This window comes from Streptomyces sp. TE5632 (assembly GCF_054061295.1).
Genome location: NZ_JBSSEA010000003.1, coordinates 481,290 through 502,532 on the forward strand (window position 1 = coordinate 481,290; position 21,243 = coordinate 502,532).

The 21,243-nt window shown below is 71.0% G+C and carries 18 protein-coding genes; 6 read left to right on the plus strand and 12 right to left on the minus strand.

Annotated features, from left to right (window positions below; translation table 11 throughout):
• The 3 genes from zwf to pgl are packed head-to-tail and all read left to right on the plus strand — an operon-like array spanning position 1 to position 3,481.
• Complete coding sequence (gene zwf, locus ACVW19_RS07325) at positions 1-1,524, plus strand: glucose-6-phosphate dehydrogenase (protein ID WP_457457666.1); 1,524 nt, start codon at positions 1-3, stop codon at positions 1,522-1,524.
• Positions 1,521-2,699, plus strand: a complete 1,179-nt coding sequence (opcA, locus tag ACVW19_RS07330) for a glucose-6-phosphate dehydrogenase assembly protein OpcA (protein WP_457457668.1) — start codon at positions 1,521-1,523, stop codon at positions 2,697-2,699. The genes zwf and opcA overlap by 4 nt, the downstream gene beginning before the upstream one ends.
• Positions 2,696-3,481, plus strand: coding sequence for a 6-phosphogluconolactonase (gene pgl / locus ACVW19_RS07335; RefSeq protein WP_457457670.1), 786 nt, complete (start codon positions 2,696-2,698; stop codon positions 3,479-3,481). The genes opcA and pgl overlap by 4 nt, the downstream gene beginning before the upstream one ends.
• Before the next feature lie 79 nt (positions 3,482-3,560).
• Here the strand turns inward: pgl and ACVW19_RS07340 are convergent, their stop codons facing one another.
• The 5 genes from ACVW19_RS07340 to ACVW19_RS07360 form a co-directional block, all read right to left on the minus strand.
• The gene (locus tag ACVW19_RS07340) at positions 3,561-4,400 is read right to left on the minus strand and encodes a carbohydrate ABC transporter permease (RefSeq protein ID WP_065003010.1); all 840 of its coding nucleotides are present in this window, start codon (positions 4,398-4,400) and stop codon (positions 3,561-3,563) included.
• Positions 4,397-5,767 carry an ABC transporter permease subunit gene (locus ACVW19_RS07345; RefSeq protein WP_457457672.1) on the minus strand — a complete coding sequence of 457 codons (1,371 nt, stop codon included), beginning with the start codon at positions 5,765-5,767 and terminating at the stop codon, positions 4,397-4,399. Before ACVW19_RS07345 ends, ACVW19_RS07340 begins: the two co-directional genes overlap by 4 nt.
• Positions 5,768-5,772: 5 nt before the next feature.
• Positions 5,773-7,107: an ABC transporter substrate-binding protein gene (locus tag ACVW19_RS07350; protein WP_457457674.1), complete on the minus strand. Its 1,335-nt coding sequence runs from the start codon at positions 7,105-7,107 to the stop codon at positions 5,773-5,775.
• 70 nt (positions 7,108-7,177) lie between these two features.
• Positions 7,178-8,800, minus strand: a complete 1,623-nt coding sequence (locus tag ACVW19_RS07355) for a glycoside hydrolase family 13 protein (protein ID WP_457464479.1) — start codon at positions 8,798-8,800, stop codon at positions 7,178-7,180.
• A 322-nt stretch (positions 8,801-9,122) separates the two neighbouring features.
• Positions 9,123-10,397: an ABC transporter substrate-binding protein gene (locus tag ACVW19_RS07360; RefSeq protein ID WP_457457676.1), complete on the minus strand. Its 1,275-nt coding sequence runs from the start codon at positions 10,395-10,397 to the stop codon at positions 9,123-9,125.
• A gap of 184 nt (positions 10,398-10,581) precedes the next feature.
• Between ACVW19_RS07360 and ACVW19_RS07365 the strand changes: the two genes are divergently transcribed.
• Genes ACVW19_RS07365 through ACVW19_RS07375 form a run of 3 tightly spaced genes read left to right on the plus strand, consistent with a single transcriptional unit; the run spans position 10,582 to position 14,180 of the window.
• Positions 10,582-11,097 carry a PadR family transcriptional regulator gene (locus tag ACVW19_RS07365; RefSeq protein WP_457457678.1) on the plus strand — a complete coding sequence of 172 codons (516 nt, stop codon included), beginning with the start codon at positions 10,582-10,584 and terminating at the stop codon, positions 11,095-11,097.
• Entirely contained in the window at positions 11,094-11,843 is a 750-nt protein-coding gene (locus ACVW19_RS07370) for an ABC transporter ATP-binding protein (protein ID WP_457457680.1), read from the plus strand. The genes ACVW19_RS07365 and ACVW19_RS07370 overlap by 4 nt, the downstream gene beginning before the upstream one ends.
• Positions 11,844-11,897: 54 nt before the next feature.
• Positions 11,898-14,180, plus strand: coding sequence for an ABC transporter permease (locus ACVW19_RS07375; RefSeq protein ID WP_457457682.1), 2,283 nt, complete (start codon positions 11,898-11,900; stop codon positions 14,178-14,180).
• Positions 14,181-14,205: 25 nt separating this feature from the next.
• Here the strand turns inward: ACVW19_RS07375 and ACVW19_RS07380 are convergent, their stop codons facing one another.
• The 7 genes from ACVW19_RS07380 to gap form a co-directional block, all read right to left on the minus strand.
• Positions 14,206-15,144: a hypothetical protein gene (locus ACVW19_RS07380; RefSeq protein ID WP_457457684.1), complete on the minus strand. Its 939-nt coding sequence runs from the start codon at positions 15,142-15,144 to the stop codon at positions 14,206-14,208.
• A gap of 91 nt (positions 15,145-15,235) precedes the next feature.
• Positions 15,236-16,891: a glucose-6-phosphate isomerase gene (pgi, locus tag ACVW19_RS07385; protein WP_457457686.1), complete on the minus strand. Its 1,656-nt coding sequence runs from the start codon at positions 16,889-16,891 to the stop codon at positions 15,236-15,238.
• A gap of 253 nt (positions 16,892-17,144) precedes the next feature.
• Positions 17,145-17,480 carry an RNA polymerase-binding protein RbpA gene (locus ACVW19_RS07390; RefSeq protein WP_457457688.1) on the minus strand — a complete coding sequence of 112 codons (336 nt, stop codon included), beginning with the start codon at positions 17,478-17,480 and terminating at the stop codon, positions 17,145-17,147.
• A gap of 221 nt (positions 17,481-17,701) precedes the next feature.
• Positions 17,702-17,932, minus strand: a complete 231-nt coding sequence (gene secG / locus ACVW19_RS07395) for a preprotein translocase subunit SecG (protein WP_457464481.1) — start codon at positions 17,930-17,932, stop codon at positions 17,702-17,704.
• A gap of 113 nt (positions 17,933-18,045) precedes the next feature.
• Positions 18,046-18,801, minus strand: coding sequence for a triose-phosphate isomerase (tpiA, locus tag ACVW19_RS07400; protein WP_219933638.1), 756 nt, complete (start codon positions 18,799-18,801; stop codon positions 18,046-18,048).
• Between the two features lie 39 nt (positions 18,802-18,840).
• Positions 18,841-20,052, minus strand: a complete 1,212-nt coding sequence (locus ACVW19_RS07405) for a phosphoglycerate kinase (RefSeq protein ID WP_457457690.1) — start codon at positions 20,050-20,052, stop codon at positions 18,841-18,843.
• Between the two features lie 148 nt (positions 20,053-20,200).
• Positions 20,201-21,208 (minus strand): type I glyceraldehyde-3-phosphate dehydrogenase, encoded by a 1,008-nt coding sequence (gap, locus tag ACVW19_RS07410; protein ID WP_457457692.1) that lies wholly within the window; start codon positions 21,206-21,208, stop codon positions 20,201-20,203.
• Between the last annotated feature and the right edge of the window lie 35 nt (positions 21,209-21,243).

The following is a 21,243-nucleotide window of genomic DNA, read 5'->3' on the forward strand; positions in this document are numbered from 1 at the left end:
TTGTCGAGCAGCAACCCGCTGCGTGACCCAGCGGACCGACGGCTCCCGCGTATCGCGGGGCCGTCGGGCCTGGTCATCTTCGGCGTCACGGGCGACCTCTCGCGCAAGAAGCTGATGCCGGCCGTGTACGACCTCGCCAACCGGGGTCTGCTGCCGCCGGGCTTCTCGCTGGTCGGGTTCGCCCGCCGCGAGTGGGCGCACGAGGACTTCGCACAGGTGGTGCACGACGCGGTCAAGGAGCACGCCCGCACTCCGTTCCGCGAGGAGGTCTGGCAGCAGCTCATCCAGGGCATGCGCTTCGTCCAGGGCACCTTCGACGACGACGACGCCTTCGAGCGGCTGCGCGGCACCATCGAGGAACTGGACAAGGCGCAGGGCACGGGCGGCAACTTCGCGTTCTACCTGTCGGTGCCGCCGCGGTCCTTCCCGGTGGTCATCCAGCAGCTGAAGAAGCACAGGCTGGCCGACCAGAGCAGCGGTTCCTGGCGGCGCGCGGTGATCGAGAAGCCCTTCGGCCACGACCTGAAGTCGGCCGAGGAGCTCAACGCGATCGTCCACGAGGTGTTCGCCCCGGACCAGGTCTTCCGGATCGACCACTACCTGGGCAAGGAGACCGTCCAGAACATCCTGGCGCTCCGCTTCGCCAACACGATGTTCGAACCGATCTGGAACCGGTCCTTCGTGGACCATGTGCAGATCACCATGGCCGAGGACATCGGCATCGGCGGCCGGGCCGGCTACTACGACGGCATCGGCGCCGCCCGTGACGTCATCCAGAACCACCTGCTCCAGCTGATGGCGCTCACCGCCATGGAGGAACCGGCCTCCTTCGACGCGGACGCGCTGGCCGCGGAGAAGACCAAGGTGCTCGGCGCCGTGCGGCTGCCGAAGGACCTGGGCCGGGACACCGTGCGCGGGCAGTACGCGGCGGGCTGGCAGGGCGGCGCGAAGGCGGTCGGGTACCTGGAGGAGGAAGGCATCAACGCCTCCTCGAGGACCGACACGTACGCCGCGATCAAGCTGGGGGTCGACAACCGCCGCTGGGCGGGCGTCCCCTTCTACCTGCGCACCGGAAAGCGGCTGGGCCGCCGGGTCACCGAGATCGCGGTGGTGTTCCAGCGGGCGCCGCACTCGCCGTTCGACACGACGGCCACCGAGGAACTGGGCTCCAACGCGATCGTGATCCGCGTCCAGCCGGACGAGGGTGTCACGGTGCGGTTCGGCTCCAAGGTGCCGGGCACGTCGATGGAGATCCGGGACGTGTCGATGGACTTCGCCTACGGCGAGTCGTTCACCGAGTCCAGCCCGGAGGCGTACGAGCGGCTCATCCTGGACGTCCTGCTCGGTGACTCCAATCTCTTCCCGCGCACCGAGGAGGTCGAGCTGTCCTGGAAGATCCTCGACCCGATCGAGGAGTACTGGGACAACCACGGCCGACCGGCCCAGTACCCGGCCGGTACCTGGGGGCCCGTGGAGGCGGACCACATGCTCGAGCGAGACGGACGGAGCTGGCGCCGGCCATGAAGATAGACCTCACGGACACCACGGCCGGCGAGATCAACAAGTCGCTGGTGCGGGCCCGCCGGGCCATCGGCACTCCGGCGGTCGGCATGGTGCTCACCCTGGTCATCGTGACCGACGAGGAGAACGCCTACGACGCCCTGAAGTCAGCCGGCGACGCCTCGCGCGAGCATCCCTCGCGCACCCTGGTCGTCATCAAGCGGGTGTCCCGCTCCCCCCGCGACCGCACGCAGTCCCGGCTGGACGCCGAGGTGCGGGTCGGCGCGGACGCGGGCACCGGCGAGACGGTGGTGCTCCGGCTGTACGGCGAGGTCGCCGACCACGCCCAGTCGGTGGTGCTGCCGCTGCTGCTGCCGGACGCCCCGGTGGTGGTCTGGTGGCCGGTCAACGCCCCGCTGAACCCGGCCGGCGACCCGCTGGGCGCGCTGGCCCAGCGCCGGGTGACCGACACCTACGCCTGCGAGCAGCCGGTGCGGGAGCTCGCGGCCCGCGCCGAGGCCTACACCCCGGGCGACACGGACCTGTCCTGGACCCGGATCACGCCCTGGCGTTCGATGCTGGCCGCGGCTCTGGACCAGGTGACCTGCGAGGTGCAGGGCGTGGAGGTCGAGGGCGAGGAGTTCAACCCGAGCTGCGAGCTGCTGGCGATGTGGCTCGCGGACCGGCTGGGCGTGCCCGTGAAGCGCTCGCTGTCGAGCGGTCCGGGGCTCACCGCGGTCCGGCTGTCGACCGACTGCGGCCCGATCGTGCTGGACCGTGCCGACGGTTCGCTCGCGACCCTGTCCATCCAGGGCCAGCCGAAGCGGGCGGTGGCGCTCAAGCGCCGGGACACCGCGGAGCTGGTCGCGGAGGAGCTGCGCCGGCTGGACCCGGACGACACCTACGCGTCGGCCCTGCGGTACGGGATCGAGCGGCTGCGGAGTCCGGCGACGGGGGCGGGCGCGACGAAGGCGTCGTCCGGTGCTCTGGACGAGGTGTCGCGCGGGCTGACCGAGGCGTCGACCGCGCTCGACGAGGTGTCGCGCGCGCTGGACGAGGCATCGGGCGGCTCCGGGAAGCCGGCGGGTGAGTCGCCGGCCAAAGGAGCGGCGGGCACCGCTTCCGGCGGACCGGCTGCGGAAGGTTCCGCGGGCGAAGCGACGGCGCAGGCAACGTTGAAGAAGGTGGAGGCGAAGTGAGTACGGCACCGCAGCTGGTCGTGCACCGCGACAAGGAGCTGATGGCGCAGGCCGCGGCGGCCCGGCTGATCACCAGGGTCGTGGACGCGCAGGCCTCGCGGGGTTCGGCGTCCGTGGTGCTGACCGGCGGCCGCAACGGCAACGGTCTGCTGGCCGCGCTCGCGGCCGCGCCCGCCCGGGACGCGGTCGACTGGAGCCGGATCGACCTGTGGTGGGGCGACGAGCGGTTCCTGCCGGACGGCGACCCGGAGCGCAATGTCACCCAGGCCCGTGAGGCGCTGCTCGACGCGGTGCCGCTGGACCCGAAGCGCGTGCACGCCATGCCCGCGTCCGACGGACCGCACGGCGCCGACGTGGACGCGGCGGCGGCCGCGTACGCCGAGGAGCTGGCCCGTGCCGCGGGCCCGACGGACCACGGCGCGGTGCCGACGTTCGACGTGCTGATGCTGGGTGTCGGCCCGGACACGCATGTGGCTTCCCTCTTCCCGGAGTTGCCCGCGGTGCGGGAGACGGAGCGCACGGTGGTCGGCGTCCATGGGGCGCCCAAGCCGCCGCCGACCCGGGTGACACTCACCCTCCCGGCGATCCGCGCGGCCCGCGAGGTGTGGCTGCTGGCGGCCGGTGAGGACAAGGCGGAGGCCGCGGCGATCGCCCTGTCGGGCGCGGGCGAGATCCAGGCCCCGGCGGCGGGCGCGTACGGCAGGGCCCGCACCCTGTGGCTGCTGGATGCGGCGGCGGCCTCGCAGCTGCCGCGGTCGATGTATCCACCGGCGTCGGCGTAACGCGCGCGGCGCACGAGACGCACGGACCCCCGCTTCCTGACGAAGCGGGGGTCCGTGCGTCTCGGGTGGGACGGTGTCGTCACTTCACCGAGCCCGCCATCACCCCCTGCACGAAGTGCCGCTGGAAGGCGAAGAACACGGCCACCGGCACCACCAGCGACAGGAACGCGCCCGGCGCGAGCACGTCGATGTTGCTGCCGAACTGGCGGATCTGCGACTGGAGTTCCACCGTCAGCGGCTGCGAGGAGCTGTCCGCGAACAGCAGCGCCACCAGCATGTCGTTCCAGACCCACAGGAACTGGAAGATGGCCAGGCTGGCGATCGCCGGCCGCCCGACGGGCAGGATCAGCCGGGTGAAGATGCGCCACTCGCTGCCGCCGTCCATGCGGGCGGCCTCCAGCATCTCCTTGGGCATCTCGGCGAAGTAGTTCCGCAGCAGGAACACCGCGAACGGCAGTCCGTACGCCACGTGGAACAGCACGACCCCGGGGATGGTGCCGAACAGGCCCAGCTGGCCGAAGAGTTTGGCCACCGGCAGCAGCCCGATCTGCACGGGCACCACCAGCAGGGCGACCACGACGAGGAAGATCGTGTCCCGGCCGGGGAAGTCCAGCCAGGCGAAGGCGTATCCGGCGAGCGCCGCGACGATCACCACCAGCACCGTGGTCGGCACCGAGATCAGCACGGTGTTCCAGAACGCCTGGGTCATCCCCGAGTTCTTCAGCAGGGCCGCGTAGTTGTCGAAGGACAGCTGCCCGGGGCTGGTGAACACCGTCCACCAGCCGCCCTTGGCCGTGTCCTCGGCGGAGCGCATCGAGGACAGGAACAGGCCGGCCAGCGGGGTCATCCACACCAGGCCGATCACGACCAGGAAGGCCTGCACGACCGCGTTGCCCAGGCCGCGCCGGATCGCGTTCATCGCTGGCTCCTTCGGAAGCGGCGGACGTTGAAGGCCATGGCGGGGACGACCAGCAGCAGGAGCAGCACACCGAGCGCGCTGCCCATCCCCTGGTCGTTGCCGCCGCCGAACGACACCAGCCACATCTGGGTCGCGAGCACGGTCGCGTCCTCCTGCACGGGTCCGGGCGCGATGATGTAGACGAGGTCGAAGACCTTCATCACGTTGATCACCAGGGTGACGAAGACGACGGTGAGGACCGGTGCGAGCAGCGGGACGGTGATCCGGCGGAAGATCTGCCACTCGTTGGCGCCGTCCATCCGGGCCGCCTCCAGCGCGTCCCGCGGCAGCGCGGCGAGGCCGGCGCCGATCAGCACCATCGCGAACCCGGTCCAGATCCACAGGTAGGCCCCGATGATGGCCGGGGTGACGAGTGCCGGTCCGAGCCAGGAGATGCCCTGGTAGGGGGGTGCGAAGTTCTCGGCGGGCAGTTTCAGCGTGTAGGGGCCGTCGTCCAGGCCGGTGAAGCGGAACGAGCCGTCGGCCCCGGTCGTCGTGCTCGCGACCGTGCGTCCGTCGCGGAGCGCCTCGACCTTCATCCCGGGCAGTCCGCTCTCCCCCTCGTCGACCCGGCCCTGCTCTCCTCCCCCGCCGGGGGTGAAGTCCAGGTACACCACGCCGCCGACCTCGTCGGCGGCCGCCTCGCGGGAGGCCGCCGGGGAGGCGGGTGCCGCGTCGCCGGGCAGGTCCTTGGGGGCCACGCCGACCAGGCCCAGCGCCGCCGTGCCGCCCGGCGACACGTCCGTCCCGGTCACGTACGAGCCGTCCGCCTCCTTGGTCAGGCTTGCGCCGTCGCCCTCGCGGGCGCGGGCCGTCGGGTACGAGGAGCTGCCCTTGAAGGTGTCGTGGACCGAGACGACGGCCGCGTTCAGCACGCCCTTGTCCGGGTCCTCGTCGTAGGCGAGCCGGAAGACGATGCCGGCCGCCAGGAAGGACACCGCCATCGGCATGAACAGCAGCAGTTTGAAGGCGGTGGCCCAGCGGATCTTCTCCACCAGCACGGCCAGGATCAGGCCCAGGCCGGTGAGCAGGGTGGGGGCGATGACGACCCAGATCGCGGTGTTCCGGACGGCCTTGAGGGTGACCGGGTCGCGGAACATCTCGAGGTAGTTCTCGCCGCCCACGAACCGGGTGCCGGAGGCGTCGAAGAGGCTGCGTCCGACGGAGAACAGCACCGGGTAGACGACCAGCGCGCCCAGCAGGAGCAGGGCGGGCAGCACGAACAGCACGGCGACGATCCGCCCCCGCCGGCGCAGGCGCCGGCGGCGGGCACGATCGGGGTGCGAAGGAGCCGGAGGGCTCGCCTCTTTCACCAGGGTGGCGGTCATGACCGTCAGTTCCCGTAAGCCTTGGCCGCCGCCTTCTCCAGCTCGGCCGCGGTCTTCTTCGGGTCGGACGGGTCACGCAGGAAGTCCTGGAGGATCTTCCACTCGCCCTTGCCCTGGGTGCCGCCGAAGGCCGCCGGGGCCTGGTCCGACATGTCGAAGCGGACCGAGTCGCCGGCCTCGATCAGGGACTCGGCGGTGGCGCGGGTGACGTCGTCGCCGTAGGAGGAGAGGTCCAGCTCCTTGTTCGGGGAGAGGAAGCCGCCGGCCTCGGCCCACACGGCGGCGGCCTCCGGCGTGGCGAGGTACTCGAGGAGCGCCATGCCGGCTTCGGCGTTCTTGCCGTCCTTGAGCACCACGGCCGCGTCGCCGCCGCTGACCACCGGAGCCTCGCCGTCGCCGACCGGCGGGAACGGGAAGAAGTTCGCGTCGGTGCCGATGTTCTTGCCGAACTGGTCCTTGGCGACGCCGGCCACGAAGTCGCCCTCGTAGACCATGGCGGCGTCCGGCTGGGGACCGAAGACCTTCTCCACCGAGCCGGGGAAGTCGGTGTTCAGGGCTTCCTTCTGGCCGCCCGAGACGAGTTGCTTGTCCTTGAAGAGTTCGCCGAGCGTGGTGAGCGCCTTGACCACCGTCGGGTCGGTCCACTTGATCTCGTGCGCGGCGAGGGCGTCGTACTTCTCGGGCCCGGCCTGGGAGAGGTAGACGTTCTCGAACCAGTCGGTCAGCGTCCAGCCGTCCTGTCCGGCGACCGAGAAGGCGGCGAGGCCGGAGTCGGAGACCGTGCGTCCGTCCTTCAGCATGGCGTCGTAGGTCTTCGGCGGGGTGATGCCCGCCTGCTCCAGGGCCTCGGGGCTGTACCAGACGGTCGACTTGTGGGCGGCCTTGAAGTAGAGGCCGTACAGGGTGCCGTCGACGCTGCCGTAGTTCTGCCACACCTCGGCGAAGTTGTTCTCCACGGTGCCCTGGACCTTCTTGTCCAGCGGCTTGAGCCAGCCCGCCTCGGCGAACTGCTTCAGCACGCCGACCTGGGGGACCATCACGACGTCGGGGGCGTTGCCGCCCTCGATCTTGCTGCCGACGACGGTGGAGACGTTGTCGCCGGTGGAGACGAACTCCGTCTTGGCGCCGGTCTTCTCGGTGAAGGCGTCGAGCACCTTCTGGAAGTTCTTCTGCTCGCTGCCGGACCAGACACCGGCGACGGAGACGGTCTGGCCGCCGAGCGCCTTGTCACCGTCACCGCCGCCGGCCGAGACGGGCTCGCCCGAGCCGCAGGCGGTGGCGCCGAGGGCGAGCACCAGGGCGGTGCAGCCGGTGAGCAGGGTGGTACGTCGTCGCATCATCGTTGATGTCCCTTCAGAAGCGTTCGAGATTACGTTCGGAAGACTTTCGGGTGCGTGGAGTGAGCGGGTTTCAGGAGTCGTCGATCCACCAGGCGGCCGTGGCACCGGGGAGGACTCCGTCCGGGCACGGGCCGCTGGCCAGCAGCGGGGTGCCGGGGACCGGCGCGGGTGCGGGGGCGGTGCCGAAGTTGACGGCGCACACCAGGCCGTCGGCGCGGACGAAGGCCAGGACGTCCGGCTCGGTCTCCAGCCAGCGCAGTGTGCCCTCGCCCAACTGGGGCAGCGTGGCCCGCAGTTGCAGACCGTCGCGGTACAGGTGCCAGAAGGAGCGGGTGTCGGCGAGGGCGCGGTCGGTGGCGTGTTCGGCGAACCACTCGGGCTGCGGCAGCCAGGGGGCGGCCCCCTCGGTGCCGGAGGTGAAGCCGAACGGGGATGCCTGTCCCGACCAGGGCAGCGGCACCCTGCAGCCGTCGCGGATCCGGGCCCGGCTGCCGGTGCGGCGGAAGATCGGGTCGGTGAGCACGTCGTCGGGGAGGTCGACGACCTCGGGCAGGCCCAGTTCCTCGCCCTGGTAGACGTAGGCGGCGCCGGGCAGCGCCAGCATCAGCAGCGCGGCGGCGCGGGCGCGGGCGGCGCCGAGGCCGCTGCCCTGGGGGGTGGGTTCGCCGTAGCGGGTGACGGTGCGGACCTGGTCGTGGTTGTTGAGGACCCAGGTGACGGTCGATCCGGTGCCGGCGATGTCCTGCATGGCCTCGGAGATGACCTTGCGGAAGGCGTCGGCGTCCCAGGGGGCACCGAGCAGGTCGAAGAAGAAGGCCTGGTGGAGCTCGTCGGGGCGGACGTAGCGGGCGTGTTCGCGGGCGGTCGGCACGGAGACCTCGCCGACCAGGAGCCGTTCGCGGCCGTCGCGGGCGGTGTACTCCTCGCACACCGCGCGCCAGTGCCGCCACACGTCGTGCACCTCGGGCTGGTTCCAGGCCAGCGGGTTGACCGAGTCCCGGGTGCGTGCGTCGGCCTCCGGGTCCGGGGAGTCGGGAAGTTCCGGGTGCTTGAACAGGCCGGCGGCGACATCGATGCGGAAGCCGTCGACGCCCCGGTCCAGCCAGAACCGCAGGGTCCGGTCGAAGTCGGCGGCGATCTCGGGGTTGCGCCAGTTCCAGTCCGGCTGTTCGGGCGTGAACATGTGCAGGTACCACTGGCCGGGCCGGCCGTCCGGCTCGGTGACGCGGCTCCAGGCGGGCCCGCCGAACATGGCGTGCCAGTTGTTGGGCGGCTCGGCGCCGTCGGGGCCGCGGCCGTCGGTGAAGTGGAAGCGGGCGCGTTCCGGGCTGCCGGGGGCCGCGGCGAGTGCCTCGCGGAACCAGGGGTGCTCGCTGGAGCAGTGGTTGGGGACGATGTCCAGCAGCACCTTGATGCCGAGCCGACGGGCGGCCCCGATCAGCAGGTCGAACTCGGCGAGGTCGCCGAAGACCGGGTCGACGTCGCGGTAGTCGGCCACGTCGTAGCCGTGGTCGTGCTGCGGCGAGGGGTAGAAGGGGCTCAGCCAGATCCCGTCCACGCCGAGCTTCTTCAGATAGGGCAGGCCCGCCCTGACCCCGGCGAGATCGCCGATGCCGTCACCGGTGCTGTCCAGGAAGCTGCGGACGTACACCTGGTAGATCACTGCGTCGCGCCACCAGCGGTGGGTGTCGATGCGCTTGAGACTCACCCCGTCGACCCGTCTGTGCGTGCGGAGACCCGGGACTCCCGGGCCGGCGGTACCGGCCGCCGTTATGCATGCATGTTAGGTAGAGGTGTCGCGAGGGTGTCAATGAACGAACACAATCTGTCGGGCAGTCGACATGGACGAACGCTCACCTATCTGGATACATCGGGCACAGTTGAGACGTCCGCGTTACCTAACGGGTAATTAGAGGCAGCCGGCTGGGATGCGAGGCCCCGGGAAGCCGCGGAGGAGCGGCCCGGGAAGGGGCGGCCCGGGGAGGAGCGGCCCGGGGAGGGGCCCGAAGGGCCGTCTAGCGCGCGGAGACGGCGGCGAGTTCGCGCGCCAGCCGCCGCACCGCCGCACCGGGCGTCTGCCGCCCGGCCATCGCGTCGTGCACCACCGCCTGCACGACCAGGCTCACCTGGTCGTAGTGCGGGCTCTTGGGGCGCGGGGCGGCGGCGAGCACGCTCTCGCGCAGCGTCGGCAGATAGGGGAACCGCCGGATCAGTTCCGGATCGTCGTACAGCGCGGCCCGTACGGGCGGCAGCGCGCCCCGGGTGAGGACCTGGCGCTGGACGCTCTCGCCGGTGAGGTACGCGATCAGCCGTGCGGCGGAGTCGGGGTGGCGCGCGTGGGTGGCGACGGCGAGGTTGGAGCCGCCGAGGACGCTCGTGCCCGGCCCGTCCGGTCCCGGCAGCGGTACGGCGCCGACCCTCCCGGCGACCGCGGAGTCCTCGGCGGACGCGGCGACGTAGGCGTAGGGCCAGTTGCGCAGGAAGAGCAGCCGGCCGTCCTGGAATGCCTGCTTGGACTCCTCCTCCTTGTACGTCAGCGCCTCCTCGGGGATCCAGCCCTCGCGGACCCCGCGGGCGAGGAACCCGATGCCCTCGCGGGCCGCCCGGGAGTTCACGGTGACGCGCTCGCCCTCGTCGCCGAGGATGGTGCCGCCCGCCGAGTAGACGGCCTCGGCCGCGTTGACGGTCAGGCCCTCGTAGGGCAGGAACTGGCCCGCGTAGCCGTCGAGGCCGTGCCGCGGGGCAAGGGTCTTCGCGGCCCGTTCCAGTTCGGCCCAGGTGCGCGGGGGCGCCACGCCCTCCGCGTCGAGGACGTCCCGGCGGTACAGCAGCAGGCCGGCGTTGGTCACGTACGGGACGGCGTACAGCCGGTCGTCGTAGGTCGCGGTGTCCACCACGCGCGGCAGGAACGTGTCCAGCGGGAAGCGGTCGCGCGGCAGCGGGCGGATCCAGCCGGCCGCGGCGAACTCCGAGGTCCAGCTGACGTCGATGTTGAGCACGTCGAAGCGGCCGCGGCCGGCGTCGCGCAGCTCAGTGATCATCTGCGCGCGGGTCTCGTCGGCCGAGTCGGGCAGTTCGACGAGGGTGACCTCCTCGCCGGGGTGGGTGCGGTTCCAGCCCTGGAGCAGCGGGCCGAGATAGCCGGTGAGGTCCCCGGCGGTGGCCAGGGTGAGCGGACCGCGGCCGTCGGCGGGAGCGGCCTGTTCGGCCCGCGCACCGGAGGCAACACCCACGGTCAGGAGCACGACGAGGACGAGAAGGCCCCTACCCGCGGCATGGATCCACCGCATAGGTTCCTCCCTGTGCACCGGCACCCGGGCACCCTTGCCGGGGTCAGAGGCCATGTATACCTGTTAGGTATGGGCGATACTAGGGCCCGCGACACATTGCGTCGGGTGAGACATCGCGTCGGGCGAGACGCTCGGCATCGGACGCGTGGCACACGGCACGAAGGACGCGGGGAGGAGAGCACGAGTGCGGCAGTCCCTCCTGGCCCTGCTCGCCCGCGGCCCGGCCCACGGCTACGAGCTCAAGCAGGACCTTGAGCAACTGCTGGGCTCCGCGTACCCTCAGCCGAACGTCGGCCAGATCTACGTCACCCTGGGCCGCCTCGAGAAGTCGGGGCTGATCGAGGGCGAGGACGTCGAGCAGTCCAGCCGGCCCAACAAGAAGGTCTACCACCTCACCGACGCCGGGCGGGAGGCGCTGCGCGCCTGGTTCGAGGAGACCGCGGACGAGCCGCGGGTGCGGGACGAGTTCTTCATGAAGCTGGCCCTCGCACCGCAGAGCGGGCTCGCCGACCAGATCGCCCTGATCAACCGGCAGCGGCGCCAGTACCTGAACACCATGCGGCAGTTGTCGAAGCTGGCCGCCGCCGAAGACCGGGACAACCGGGTCGCCCATCTGCTGATCGAGGGCGCGATGCTGCACCTGCAGGCCGACCTCGACTGGCTGGAACGGTGCCAGGAAGAGCTGGAGGAGCTGGAGTGAGCGAGAGCACCGCTCCCGTGCTGCGCGCCGAAGGCCTCGTCAAGACGCATCACGGTGAGGGAGCCCCGGCGCACGCGGTGCGCGGGGTCGACCTGCGGGTGACGCGCGGCGAGTTCGTGGCGGTGACCGGGCCGTCCGGCGCCGGCAAGTCGACCCTGCTGCATCTGCTCGGCGGGCTCCAGGGGCCCGACTCCGGCAGCATCTGGCTGGACGGCGAACGCACCGACGCCTACAGCGAGGCACGCTGGGCGGTGGAGCGCAGGAAGCGCATCGGGATCGTCTTCCAGTTCTTCAACCTCGTCTCCGACCTGTCGGTCGCCGACAACGTGGAACTGCCTGCCCTGCTCGCCGGGACGTCGCCGAAAAAGGCCCGCGCCGAGCGGGAGGGGCTGCTGGCCGAGCTGGGCCTGACGGGCAAGGAGCGGAGCATGCCGGGCGAGCTGTCCGGCGGTGAGCAGCAGCGGGTCGCGCTGGCCCGTGCCCTGGTCAACCATCCGCCGCTGCTGCTCGCCGACGAACCCGCGGGCAGCCTGGACAGCAAGGGCACCCGCGAGGTGATGCGGCTGCTGTCCCGCTTCCACCAGCGTGGCCAGACGATCCTGCTGGTCACCCATGACGCCCGGCTGGCGAGCGCCGCCGACCGGGTGATCAGTTTCTTCGACGGGCGGATCGCCGACGACGCGGAACTCGACGGAGCGCCCTCGCGCGGCCGGGGCATCTCCGGGGTGCTGGAGCTCAAGGACTGACATGCGGATGTACGACGGTCCGGGCGTCCGGCGTGAGCGAAGGGGCTGACACCGGTGCGAGCGACCCTGCGCTGGGCGCACTCCGATCTGCGCACGCACCGCGGTGAGGCGCTGTTCCTGGTCCTCGCCACCGCGGGCGTCGTAGCCTCCCTGCTGCTGGCCACGGCCCTGTTCGGGTACGCGACCAACCCCTGGCAGCGGATCTTCGCCCAGGCGCGCGGCGCCCACGTCACGCTGCACACCACCGCCCCGGCCGACGCCGCGAAGCTGGCCGGCCTGGACGGCGTGGAGTCCGTCGCCGGCCCCTACCCCACCGCCGCCGTCACCCTCGCCGCCCGCGGCAGCCGTGCCTCCGCCGAACTGCGCGGCACCGCCGAACAGCCCGGCACCGGCCGCCCGCTGATCACCTCGGGGCGCTGGCTGGACCCCGGCACCCCCGACGGCGTGGTCCTGGAGGGCAGTCTCGCCCGTGCCCTGCTCACCACGCCGGGCGACACCCTCACCGTGCCCGGCACCGCGCGGACCCTGACCGTGGTGGGCGTGGCCGACAGCGCCGAGCCGCGCTACCGGCCGGGGGAACAGCCCGGCCTGGTGTGGGCGCTGCCGTCGGCCGTGACCGACCCCGACGGGCAGGTGACCGGGCTGCGGCTGACCGACCCCGCCGACACCGGGTACGCGGTGCAGCGGGCGGTGACGGTACTGGGTGCGGGCGCCATCGGCGAGGTCTCCACCTGGCAGCAGGCACGGGCCGAGGCGCAGGGCGACAACCGGCTGCTCGGCCAGGTGCTGGGGCTGTTCGGTCTGGGCGCGCTGGTCGCCGCCGGTTTCGCCGTGCACGGGGCGATCAGCACCCGGATCCGGGGGCATCTGCGGGACATCTCCGTCCTCAAGGCGATCGGCTTCACCCCGGGACAGGTCGTCCGTGTCTTCCTGCTCCAGCATCTCGGCTACGCCCTGCTGGGTGCCGTGGCCGCCGCCGCGCTGACCGGGGCGCTGGGCAGCGGCATACCGGGGCGGCTCGGGGAGGCGGTCGGCGTGTGGCAGGGGCTGCCCGGCCACACCCTGGCGCTGTTCGTGGTGCCCGTGGGGGCGGTGCTGTTCATCGGCGCCACCACCGGGCTCGCGGCGTGGCGGGCGGGCCGGGTGCCGCCGGTGCCGGTGCCGAGGCCGGCGGCGCCCGAGGCGGGCGGGCTGACGGGCGTGGCGCGGCGGGCGCTCGGGGCGCGGGTGCCGCCCGCACTGGTCCTCGGCTGGCACAAGGCGTTCACCCGCCGCCCGCGTGCGCTGGGCACGGTGGCCAGGCTGACCCTGCCGCTGCTGCTGATCGTGGTGGCACTGAGCGCGTGGACCACCATCGACCGCTTCCAGAGCAGCCCGGAGCGGATGGGGCTGCCCACCGCGCTCAGCGTCCGTGCGGACACCTCGCTCAGTGACGGTCAGGCCCGCGCCCTGCTGGAGCGCGATCCGCAGGTCGCCGCCGCCCACCCGGGCGTCGAGGTGGCCGCCCTGGTGCCCGGCCAGACCGCCACGATCGCCCTGCGCGGCTACGGCACCCACCAGGAGCCGTACCCGTTCGCCCTGGCCGAGGGCCGCGCGGCGCACGGGCCCGACGAGGCGGTGGCCGGGCAGGGGCTGCTCGACCTGCTGCACGTCCAGGTCGGCGACTGGGTGCGCATGACCGTCGGCGACCGGCCGCAGATCCTGCACATCGTCGGACGCAGCATCGAACCGGAGAACGCCGGCCGGACCATCTCCACCTCGCTCGACACCCTCCGCGGCAACGACCCCGACCTGCGGCCGACCCTCTACCAGCTCCGGCTGGACCCCGGCGCGGACCCGCAGACCGTCGCCGAGCGGCTGACCAGGGCCGGGGGCGGCCTGCTCGACGTGCACACCGTGACCAACCCGGCCGACGGGCTGTCCCCGCTGCGCGCGGTCGTCCTCGGTCTGATCGCCGTACTCGCCCTGATCGGGTTGGTCGAACTGCTCACCGCGATCGGCGGCACGGTCCGCGAGGGCGAACGGGACCTGCTCGCACTCAAGGCCATCGGCCTCTCCCCGCGGCAGATCACCGCGATCACGGTCACGGCCACCGCCGGTACGGCGCTGGCCGCCGTGCTCGTCGCCCTGGCCCTGGGGCTGCCGCTGGCGCACTGGCTGATCGACGAGCAGGGGAGGTCGAGCGGCATCGGCGCCGGTATCGCCCGGGGGCCCTCCCCCGTGCTTCTGCTGCTGCTCGGCGCCGCCGCGGTGCTGGGCGCCGCCGCCCTGGCCGCCCTCCCGGCCGCCCGCGCGGCCCGCCGCCGCCTCGCGGACACGCTGAGCGCGGTGGCCTGACGTCGGCGCCGGGACGCCCCGGCCGTCAGCCTCCGTAGGGGTGACGCCGCGGTGGGTACGGCGGCTGCGGAGGCGGGGCGTACGGATGCCGCGGGCCGGGCGCGTACGGGTTGCCGCCCGTCGCGGGCGGGTGCGGGTGGCTGTAGGGGTTCCCCTGTGGCGGTACGTGCGGCAGCCCGGTCGGCGGCATCGGCGGGACGGTGCCGGGGGCGGGGGTGGACGGAAGGCTTGCCGGGTGCGTGCCGAGCCGGATGCCGTAGCGTCGCTTGAGCCGGCTCGTCTCCAGCAGTGCGATGGCCGTGACGGTGACCGGGGCGCCCAGGATGAAGACGACGCCCATGGTGAGGCTGAGCCCGTGCAGGTCACCGGTGACCAGGTCGGGGACGGCCATCAGCCAGCTGGTGACGGTGGCGAGCAGGGCCGGCAGCGAACGGTGCACGGCGGCCGTGCCGAAGAAGTTGCCGGAGACCCGCACGGCTCCCCAGACCACGAAGACGACCATCCACAGCAGCATCCCGGCGGTGGCCAGGGACAGCAGCACGCCCCCCGACGTGCCCGACGTCTGCGTCAGCAGAACCAGCGCCGTCACGCAGCCGATGAACAGCAGGAGCAGCTTGAGGGAGTTGAGCAGCGGGGCCCGCAACTGCCGCACGGTACCGGTGCGTCGCCAGACGAGGAGCATCACGCCGACCGTGAGCGGGGTGAGGATCAGCAGGACCGCGGAGGCGGTCATCGTGTTCTCCAGCAGCTCCGTGAAGTCGAAACCGCCCTGGACGAAGGTGTAGACACCGAGCGACGCGACCACCCCGGCGACGACCCGCATGCGTTTGAGCCGCTCGATGGACGGATCGGGCGAATCCGGTATCCACGCGGGATGGAACAGCACCCGGGCGACCTTGTGGGGCTTCAGGAAGGACCCGGCCGTCAGCGTGCCGTCCGTCCAACCACCGCTTGCACGTGCCACCTCGTGTTCCCCCGCGAGCGTCCGCCTGCATGATCGCCGGGGATTCTACGGGAAGCGGACGGCACCCTGCCGTCCGCTTCCCGCACCGTGCTCACCGCCGGCCGCGCAGCTCCCGGTAGGTGGCGACCAGGGCCTGGGTGGAGGCGTCCAGGCCCGGCACGCCGGCGCCTTCGGTGAGCGCGGGCTCGACGCGCTTGGCGAGCACCTTGCCCAGCTCGACACCCCACTGGTCGAAGGAGTCGATGTTCCAGATCGCGCCCTGCACGAACACCTTGTGCTCGTAGAGGGCGACGAGCTGGCCGAGGACGGACGGCGTCAGCTCACGCGCGAGGATGGTGGTCGTGGGGTGGTCGCCCTTGAAGGTCTTGTGCGGCACCAGTTCCTCGGGCACGCCCTCGCTGCGCACCTCGTCCGGGGTCTTGCCGAACGCCAGGGCCTGCGTCTGGGCGAAGAAGTTGGCCATCAGCAGGTCGTGCTGCGCCTTCAGGTCGTCGCTCAGCTCGGCGACCGGCTCGGCGAAGCCGATGAAGTCCGCCGGGATCAGCTTCGTACCCTGGTGGATCAGCTGGTAGTAGGCGTGCTGCCCGTTGGTTCCGGGCGTGCCCCAGACGACGGGGCCGGTCTGCCACTGGACCTCACGCCCGTCCCTGCCGACGTACTTGCCGTTGGACTCCATGTCGAGCTGCTGGAGATAGGCGGTGAACTTCGACAGGTAGTGCGAGTACGGCAGCACCGCGTGCGACTGGGCGCCCAGGAAGTTGCCGTACCAGACGCCCAACAGGCCCAGCAGGAGCGGCACGTTGGACTCGGCGGGAGCCGTCCGGAAGTGCTCGTCGACGAGACGGAACCCGTCGAGCATCTCCCGGAAGCGGTCCGGGCCGATGGCGATCATCAGGGACAGGCCGATCGCCGAGTCGTACGAGTAGCGCCCGCCGACCCAGTCCCAGAACTCGAACATGTTGGCCGTGTCGATGCCGAAGTCGGCGACCTTCTCCGCGTTCGTCGACAGGGCGACGAAGTGCTTGGCGACGGCGGCCTCGTCCCCGCCCAGCGCGTTCAGCAGCCAGGTCCGGGCGGAGGTGGCGTTGGTGACCGTCTCGATGGTGGTGAAGGTCTTGGACGCGATGATGAACAGCGTCTCGGCCGGGTCCAGGTCGCGGAGGGCCTCGTGCAGGTCGGCGCCGTCCACGTTGGACACGAAGCGGACCGTGAGGTCGCGGTCGGTGTAGGCGCGCAGCGCCTCGTACGCCATCGCGGGGCCGAGGTCCGAACCGCCGATGCCGACGTTGACCACGGTGCGGATGCGCTTGCCGGTGTGGCCGGTCCACTCCCCGGAGCGGACCCGGTCCGCGAAGGCGGCCATCTTGTCGAGGACCTCGTGCACACCCGGTACGACGTTCTCCCCGTCGACCTCGATCACCGCGTCCCGCGGCGCCCGGAGCGCGGTGTGCAGCACGGCCCGGTCCTCGGTGGTGTTGATCCGCTCACCGCGGAACATGGCGTCGCGCAGTCCGAACACATCGGTGGCCGAGGCCAGTTCACGCAACAACCGGAGGGTCTCGTCGGTGACGAGGTGCTTGGAGTAGTCGATGTACAGGTCACCGACCCGGAGGGTGTACCCGGTGCCGCGGTCGGGATCGGCGGCGAACACCTCGCGCAACCGCACGTCCCCGAGTTCCTCCCGGTGCTTGGCCAGTGCGGTCCACTCGGGGGTCTGGTCGAGCCTGGTACGGCCGTCTGCGTTCATCTCGGACTCAGCCTTCTTCCTTGCTGCCTGTGCTGCGTATCCGCCCCGCTGCCGGTTCCAACCTAATGGAGCAGCGGTGGACGTGACCTGTCGTGCCGCCCTCGTGGGGCACGACAACAGATACGGCCGTCCGGCCCCCGGGTATCAGCACGGCGACAGGCGGGACGGCGAACGGAGCTGCGGGCAGGAGGAAGAAGCCGACCGTGAACGGCGCGGCCGACCGTTGGTGCGACTGCGGCGACTACCGCAACTGCTAGATCTCGCCCCGCAGTTTGGCGAGCGCCTCGGCGAGAATCGCCTCACCGTCCGCGTCGCTGCGCCGCTCGCGCACATAGGCGAGGTGCGTCTTGTACGGCTCGGTACGCGGCGGGTCCGGGGGGTTCTCACGGTCCTGACCGGCCGGAAAGCCACAGCGGGTGCAGTCCCAGGTATCGGGCACCTGCGCGTCGCTCGCGAAGCTCGGCTGGGTCTCGTGCCCGTTGGAGCACCAGAAGGAGATGCGCAGCCGCGGCGCGGACTCGCCGCGCTCGGCCTCGCCCATCGGCCCCGCCCCGACCCGGCTTCCCCGGATCGCGTTGCCACTTGCCACGGTCGTAACTCCCTGCGTGATGGTGCGGCGAAACGAGTCGGCGTGCCGCTTCGCTGCGAGCGCCTCAGTCTACGTAAGGCCCAACGCGCGTCCAGTCATTGGAGTTACCGCTCCCCCATCCAGACGCAAGCCCCATGATAGGACGCGCTGTGCTGCGCGTACCGGACATGGGGCCTTACGTATGGAATGCGTACCCGATGCGTACGGATTGTTCTCCCGGGTCAGCTGTTCGTCTTCATCATGATGCCCAGCACGACGATGCACGCGACCCAGAGCAGACCCACCACGAGGGTGATCCGGTCGAGGTTGCGCTCGGCGACCGAGGAGCCGCCGACGGAGGACTGCATGCCGCCACCGAACATGTCGGAGAGGCCTCCGCCCTTTCCCTTGTGCATCAGCACCAGCAGCATCAGCAACAGGCTGAAGACGATCAGGGCGATCGAGAACCCCAGAACCACGGCTGGACCAACTTCCTCGGATTCGGATGGACGACGCGGGGTCCAGTACAGGACTGGACCCCGCAAGGGTACGACGGATCGCCGCTAGCGCATACTCACTGCTCGGCTCACTGGTCGCGGAACCGGACGATCTTGACGAACTCGTCCGCGTCCAGCGAGGCACCGCCGACGAGGGCGCCGTCGATGTCGGCCTGCGCCATGATCTCGGCGACGTTGCCGGACTTGACCGAACCGCCGTACTGGATGCGGACCTGGTCGGCGACGTCCTGCGAGTACAGCTCGGCGAGCTTGCCGCGGATGGCGGCGCAGACCTCCTGGGCGTCCCCGGCGCCGCAGACCTTGCCGGTGCCGATGGCCCAGACGGGCTCGTAGGCGATCACGACGGACTCGGCCTGCTCGGCGGGGAGGTCCTTCAGACCGCCCTCGACCTGGGCGAGGGTGTGGGCGACGTGGTTGCCGGCCTCGCGGACGGACAGCTCCTCGCCGACGCACAGGATCGGGGTGATGCCGTGCTTGAACGCGGCCTTGACCTTGGCGTTCACCAGTTCGTCGGTCTCGCCGTGGTACTGCCTGCGCTCGGAGTGCCCGACCGCCACGTACGTGCACTTCAGCTTGGACAGCATCGGGCCGGAGATCTCACCGGTGTAGGCGCCGCCGTCGTGCGCCGAGATGTCCTGGGCGCCGTACTTGATCTTCAGCTTGTCGCCGTCGACGAGGGTCTGGACGGAGCGCAGATCGGTGAAGGGCGGCAGGACGGCGACCTCGACGGCCTCGTAGTCCGTGTCGGCCAGGGCGAAGGCGAGCTTCTGGACGTGGGCGATGGCCTCGAGGTGGTTGAGGTTCATCTTCCAGTTGCCCGCCATCAGCGGCATGCGGCCTTTTTCAGCAGCGGTCATTGGGGGTCAGTCCTCCAGTGCGGCGAGGCCGGGGAGCGTCTTGCCCTCGAGGTATTCGAGGGAGGCGCCGCCTCCGGTCGAGATGTGGCCGAATGCCTTTTCGTCGAAGCCCAGGATGCGTACGGCCGCGGCGGAGTCGCCGCCGCCGACCACGGTGTAGCCCGGGGAGTCGAGAAGGGCCTGGGCGACCGCCTTGGTGCCCTCGGCGTAGTCGGGGTGCTCGAAAACGCCCATGGGGCCGTTCCAGAAGACGGTGGCCGCGTCGGCGAGCTTCGAGGCGTACAGGGTGCGGGTCTCAGGACCGATGTCCAGGCCCTGCCGGTCGGCCGGAATGGCGTTCGCGGCGACGGTGGCGGGATGGGCCGGAGCCTTGGTCTTCAGGTCCGGGAACTCCTCGGCGACCAGCGTGTCGACCGGCAGCACCAGCTCCACGCCGTTCTTCTCGGCGCGTTCCAGGTACTCGGTGACGGCGGACAGCTGGTCCTCCTGGAGCAGCGACGTGCCGATCTCGTAGCCCTTGGCCTTGAGGAAGGTGTACGCCATGCCGCCGCCGATGAGGATGCGGTCGGCCTTGCCGAGCAGTTCGTCGATGACGGCGAGCTTGTCGGAGACCTTGGCGCCGCCGAGGGCCACCACGTAGGGCCGCTCGACGTCGTCGGTGAGCTTCTTCAGGACGCCGACCTCGGTGGCGATGAGGAAGCCCGCGGCGTGCGGCAGGCGCGCCGGGAGGTCGTACACGGACGCGTGCTTGCGGTGCACCGCGCCGAATCCGTCGCCCACGTAGAGGTCGGCGAGCGCGGCGAGCCGGTCGGCGAAGGCCCCGCGCTCGGCGTCGTCCTTGGCGGTCTCGCCGGCGTTGAAGCGCAGGTTCTCGAGGACCGCGACCTGTCCGTCGGCGAGGCCCGCGACGGTGGCGGTGGCGGAGTCGCCGACCGTGTCCGTCGCGAACGCCACGTCGGTACCGAGGAGTTCACCGAGGCGCGCGGCGGCCGGGGCGAGCGAGAAGGCGGGGTCCGGGGCACCCTTGGGGCGGCCCAGGTGCGAGGCGACGACCACGCGGGCGCCCGCGTCGGCGAGGGCCTTGACCGTGGGCAGCACGGCGCGGATACGGCCGTCGTCGGTGATGGTGGTGCCGTCCAGCGGCACGTTGAGGTCGGCGCGGACGAAGACCCGCCTGCCCTCGACCCCTTCGGAGAGGAGTTCGTCGATCGTCTTCATGAGGGGACTCCTTGAAGAGAGCTTGTGTTCGCTCGTGATCGCTCGTGATCGGAAGAGGTCGACCGCTCCGATACGTGCGTCAGGGCTCGGACAGCGCTGTGGCGCGCCGGCCGAGCCCTGCACTCATATCAGGCGGTCTGCTCCACGATCAGAGCTGGTTGCCGACGAAGACCGTGAGGTCGACGAGGCGGTTGGAGTAGCCCCACTCGTTGTCGTACCAGCCGATGATCTTCACGCTCTTGCCGTCCTGGACCATGGTCAGGGACGAGTCGAACGTGCAGGACACCGGGGCGTTGACGATGTCGGAGGAGACGATCGGGTCCTCGGTGTACTCGAGGAGGCCCTTGAGCTCGCCCTCCGCGGCCTTCTGGAAGGCGGCGTTGACCTCTTCCTTGGTGACCTCGCGGCCGAGCTCGACGACCAGGTCGGTGACCGAGCCGGTCGGGACCGGGACGCGCATCGCGATGCCGTCCAGCTTGCCCTTGAGCTGCGGCAGCACCAGGGCGGTGGCCTTCGCGGCACCGGTGGTCGTCGGGATGATGTTCTCGGCGGCGGCACGGGCGCGGCGCAGGTCCTTGTGCGGGAAGTCCAGGATGCGCTGGTCGTTCGTGTACGCGTGCACCGTCGTCATCAGGCCCTTGACGATGCCGAAGTTCTCGTCGAGCACCTTCGCCATCGGCGCCACACAGTTGGTGGTGCAGGAGGCGTTGGAGATGACGTGGTGGTTCGCCGGGTCGTACTTGTCCTGGTTGACGCCCATCACGATGGTGACGTCCTCATCCTTGGCCGGAGCCGAGATGATGACCTTCTTGGCGCCACCGGCGATGTGCTTCTCGGCGTCCGCCTTCTTGGTGAAGATGCCGGTCGACTCGATGACGACGTCGACGCCCAGCTCGCCCCACGGGATGTCCGCGGGGTTGCGCTCCGAGAGCACCTTGATCGTCTTGCCGTCCACGGTGATCGTGTCGGCGGTGTGGGAGACCTCCTGCTTGAGGCGCCCCAGAATGGTGTCGTACTTCAGCAGGTGGGCAGTGGTCGCGGTGTCACCCAGGTCATTGACCGCCACGATCTCGATGTCTGCGCCCTGCTCGAGCAATGCGCGGAAGTAGTTCCGACCGATGCGGCCAAACCCGTTGATGCCTACGCGGATCGTCACGAACCGATCTCCTCGTTGGTGCGCCGGCTCAAGTC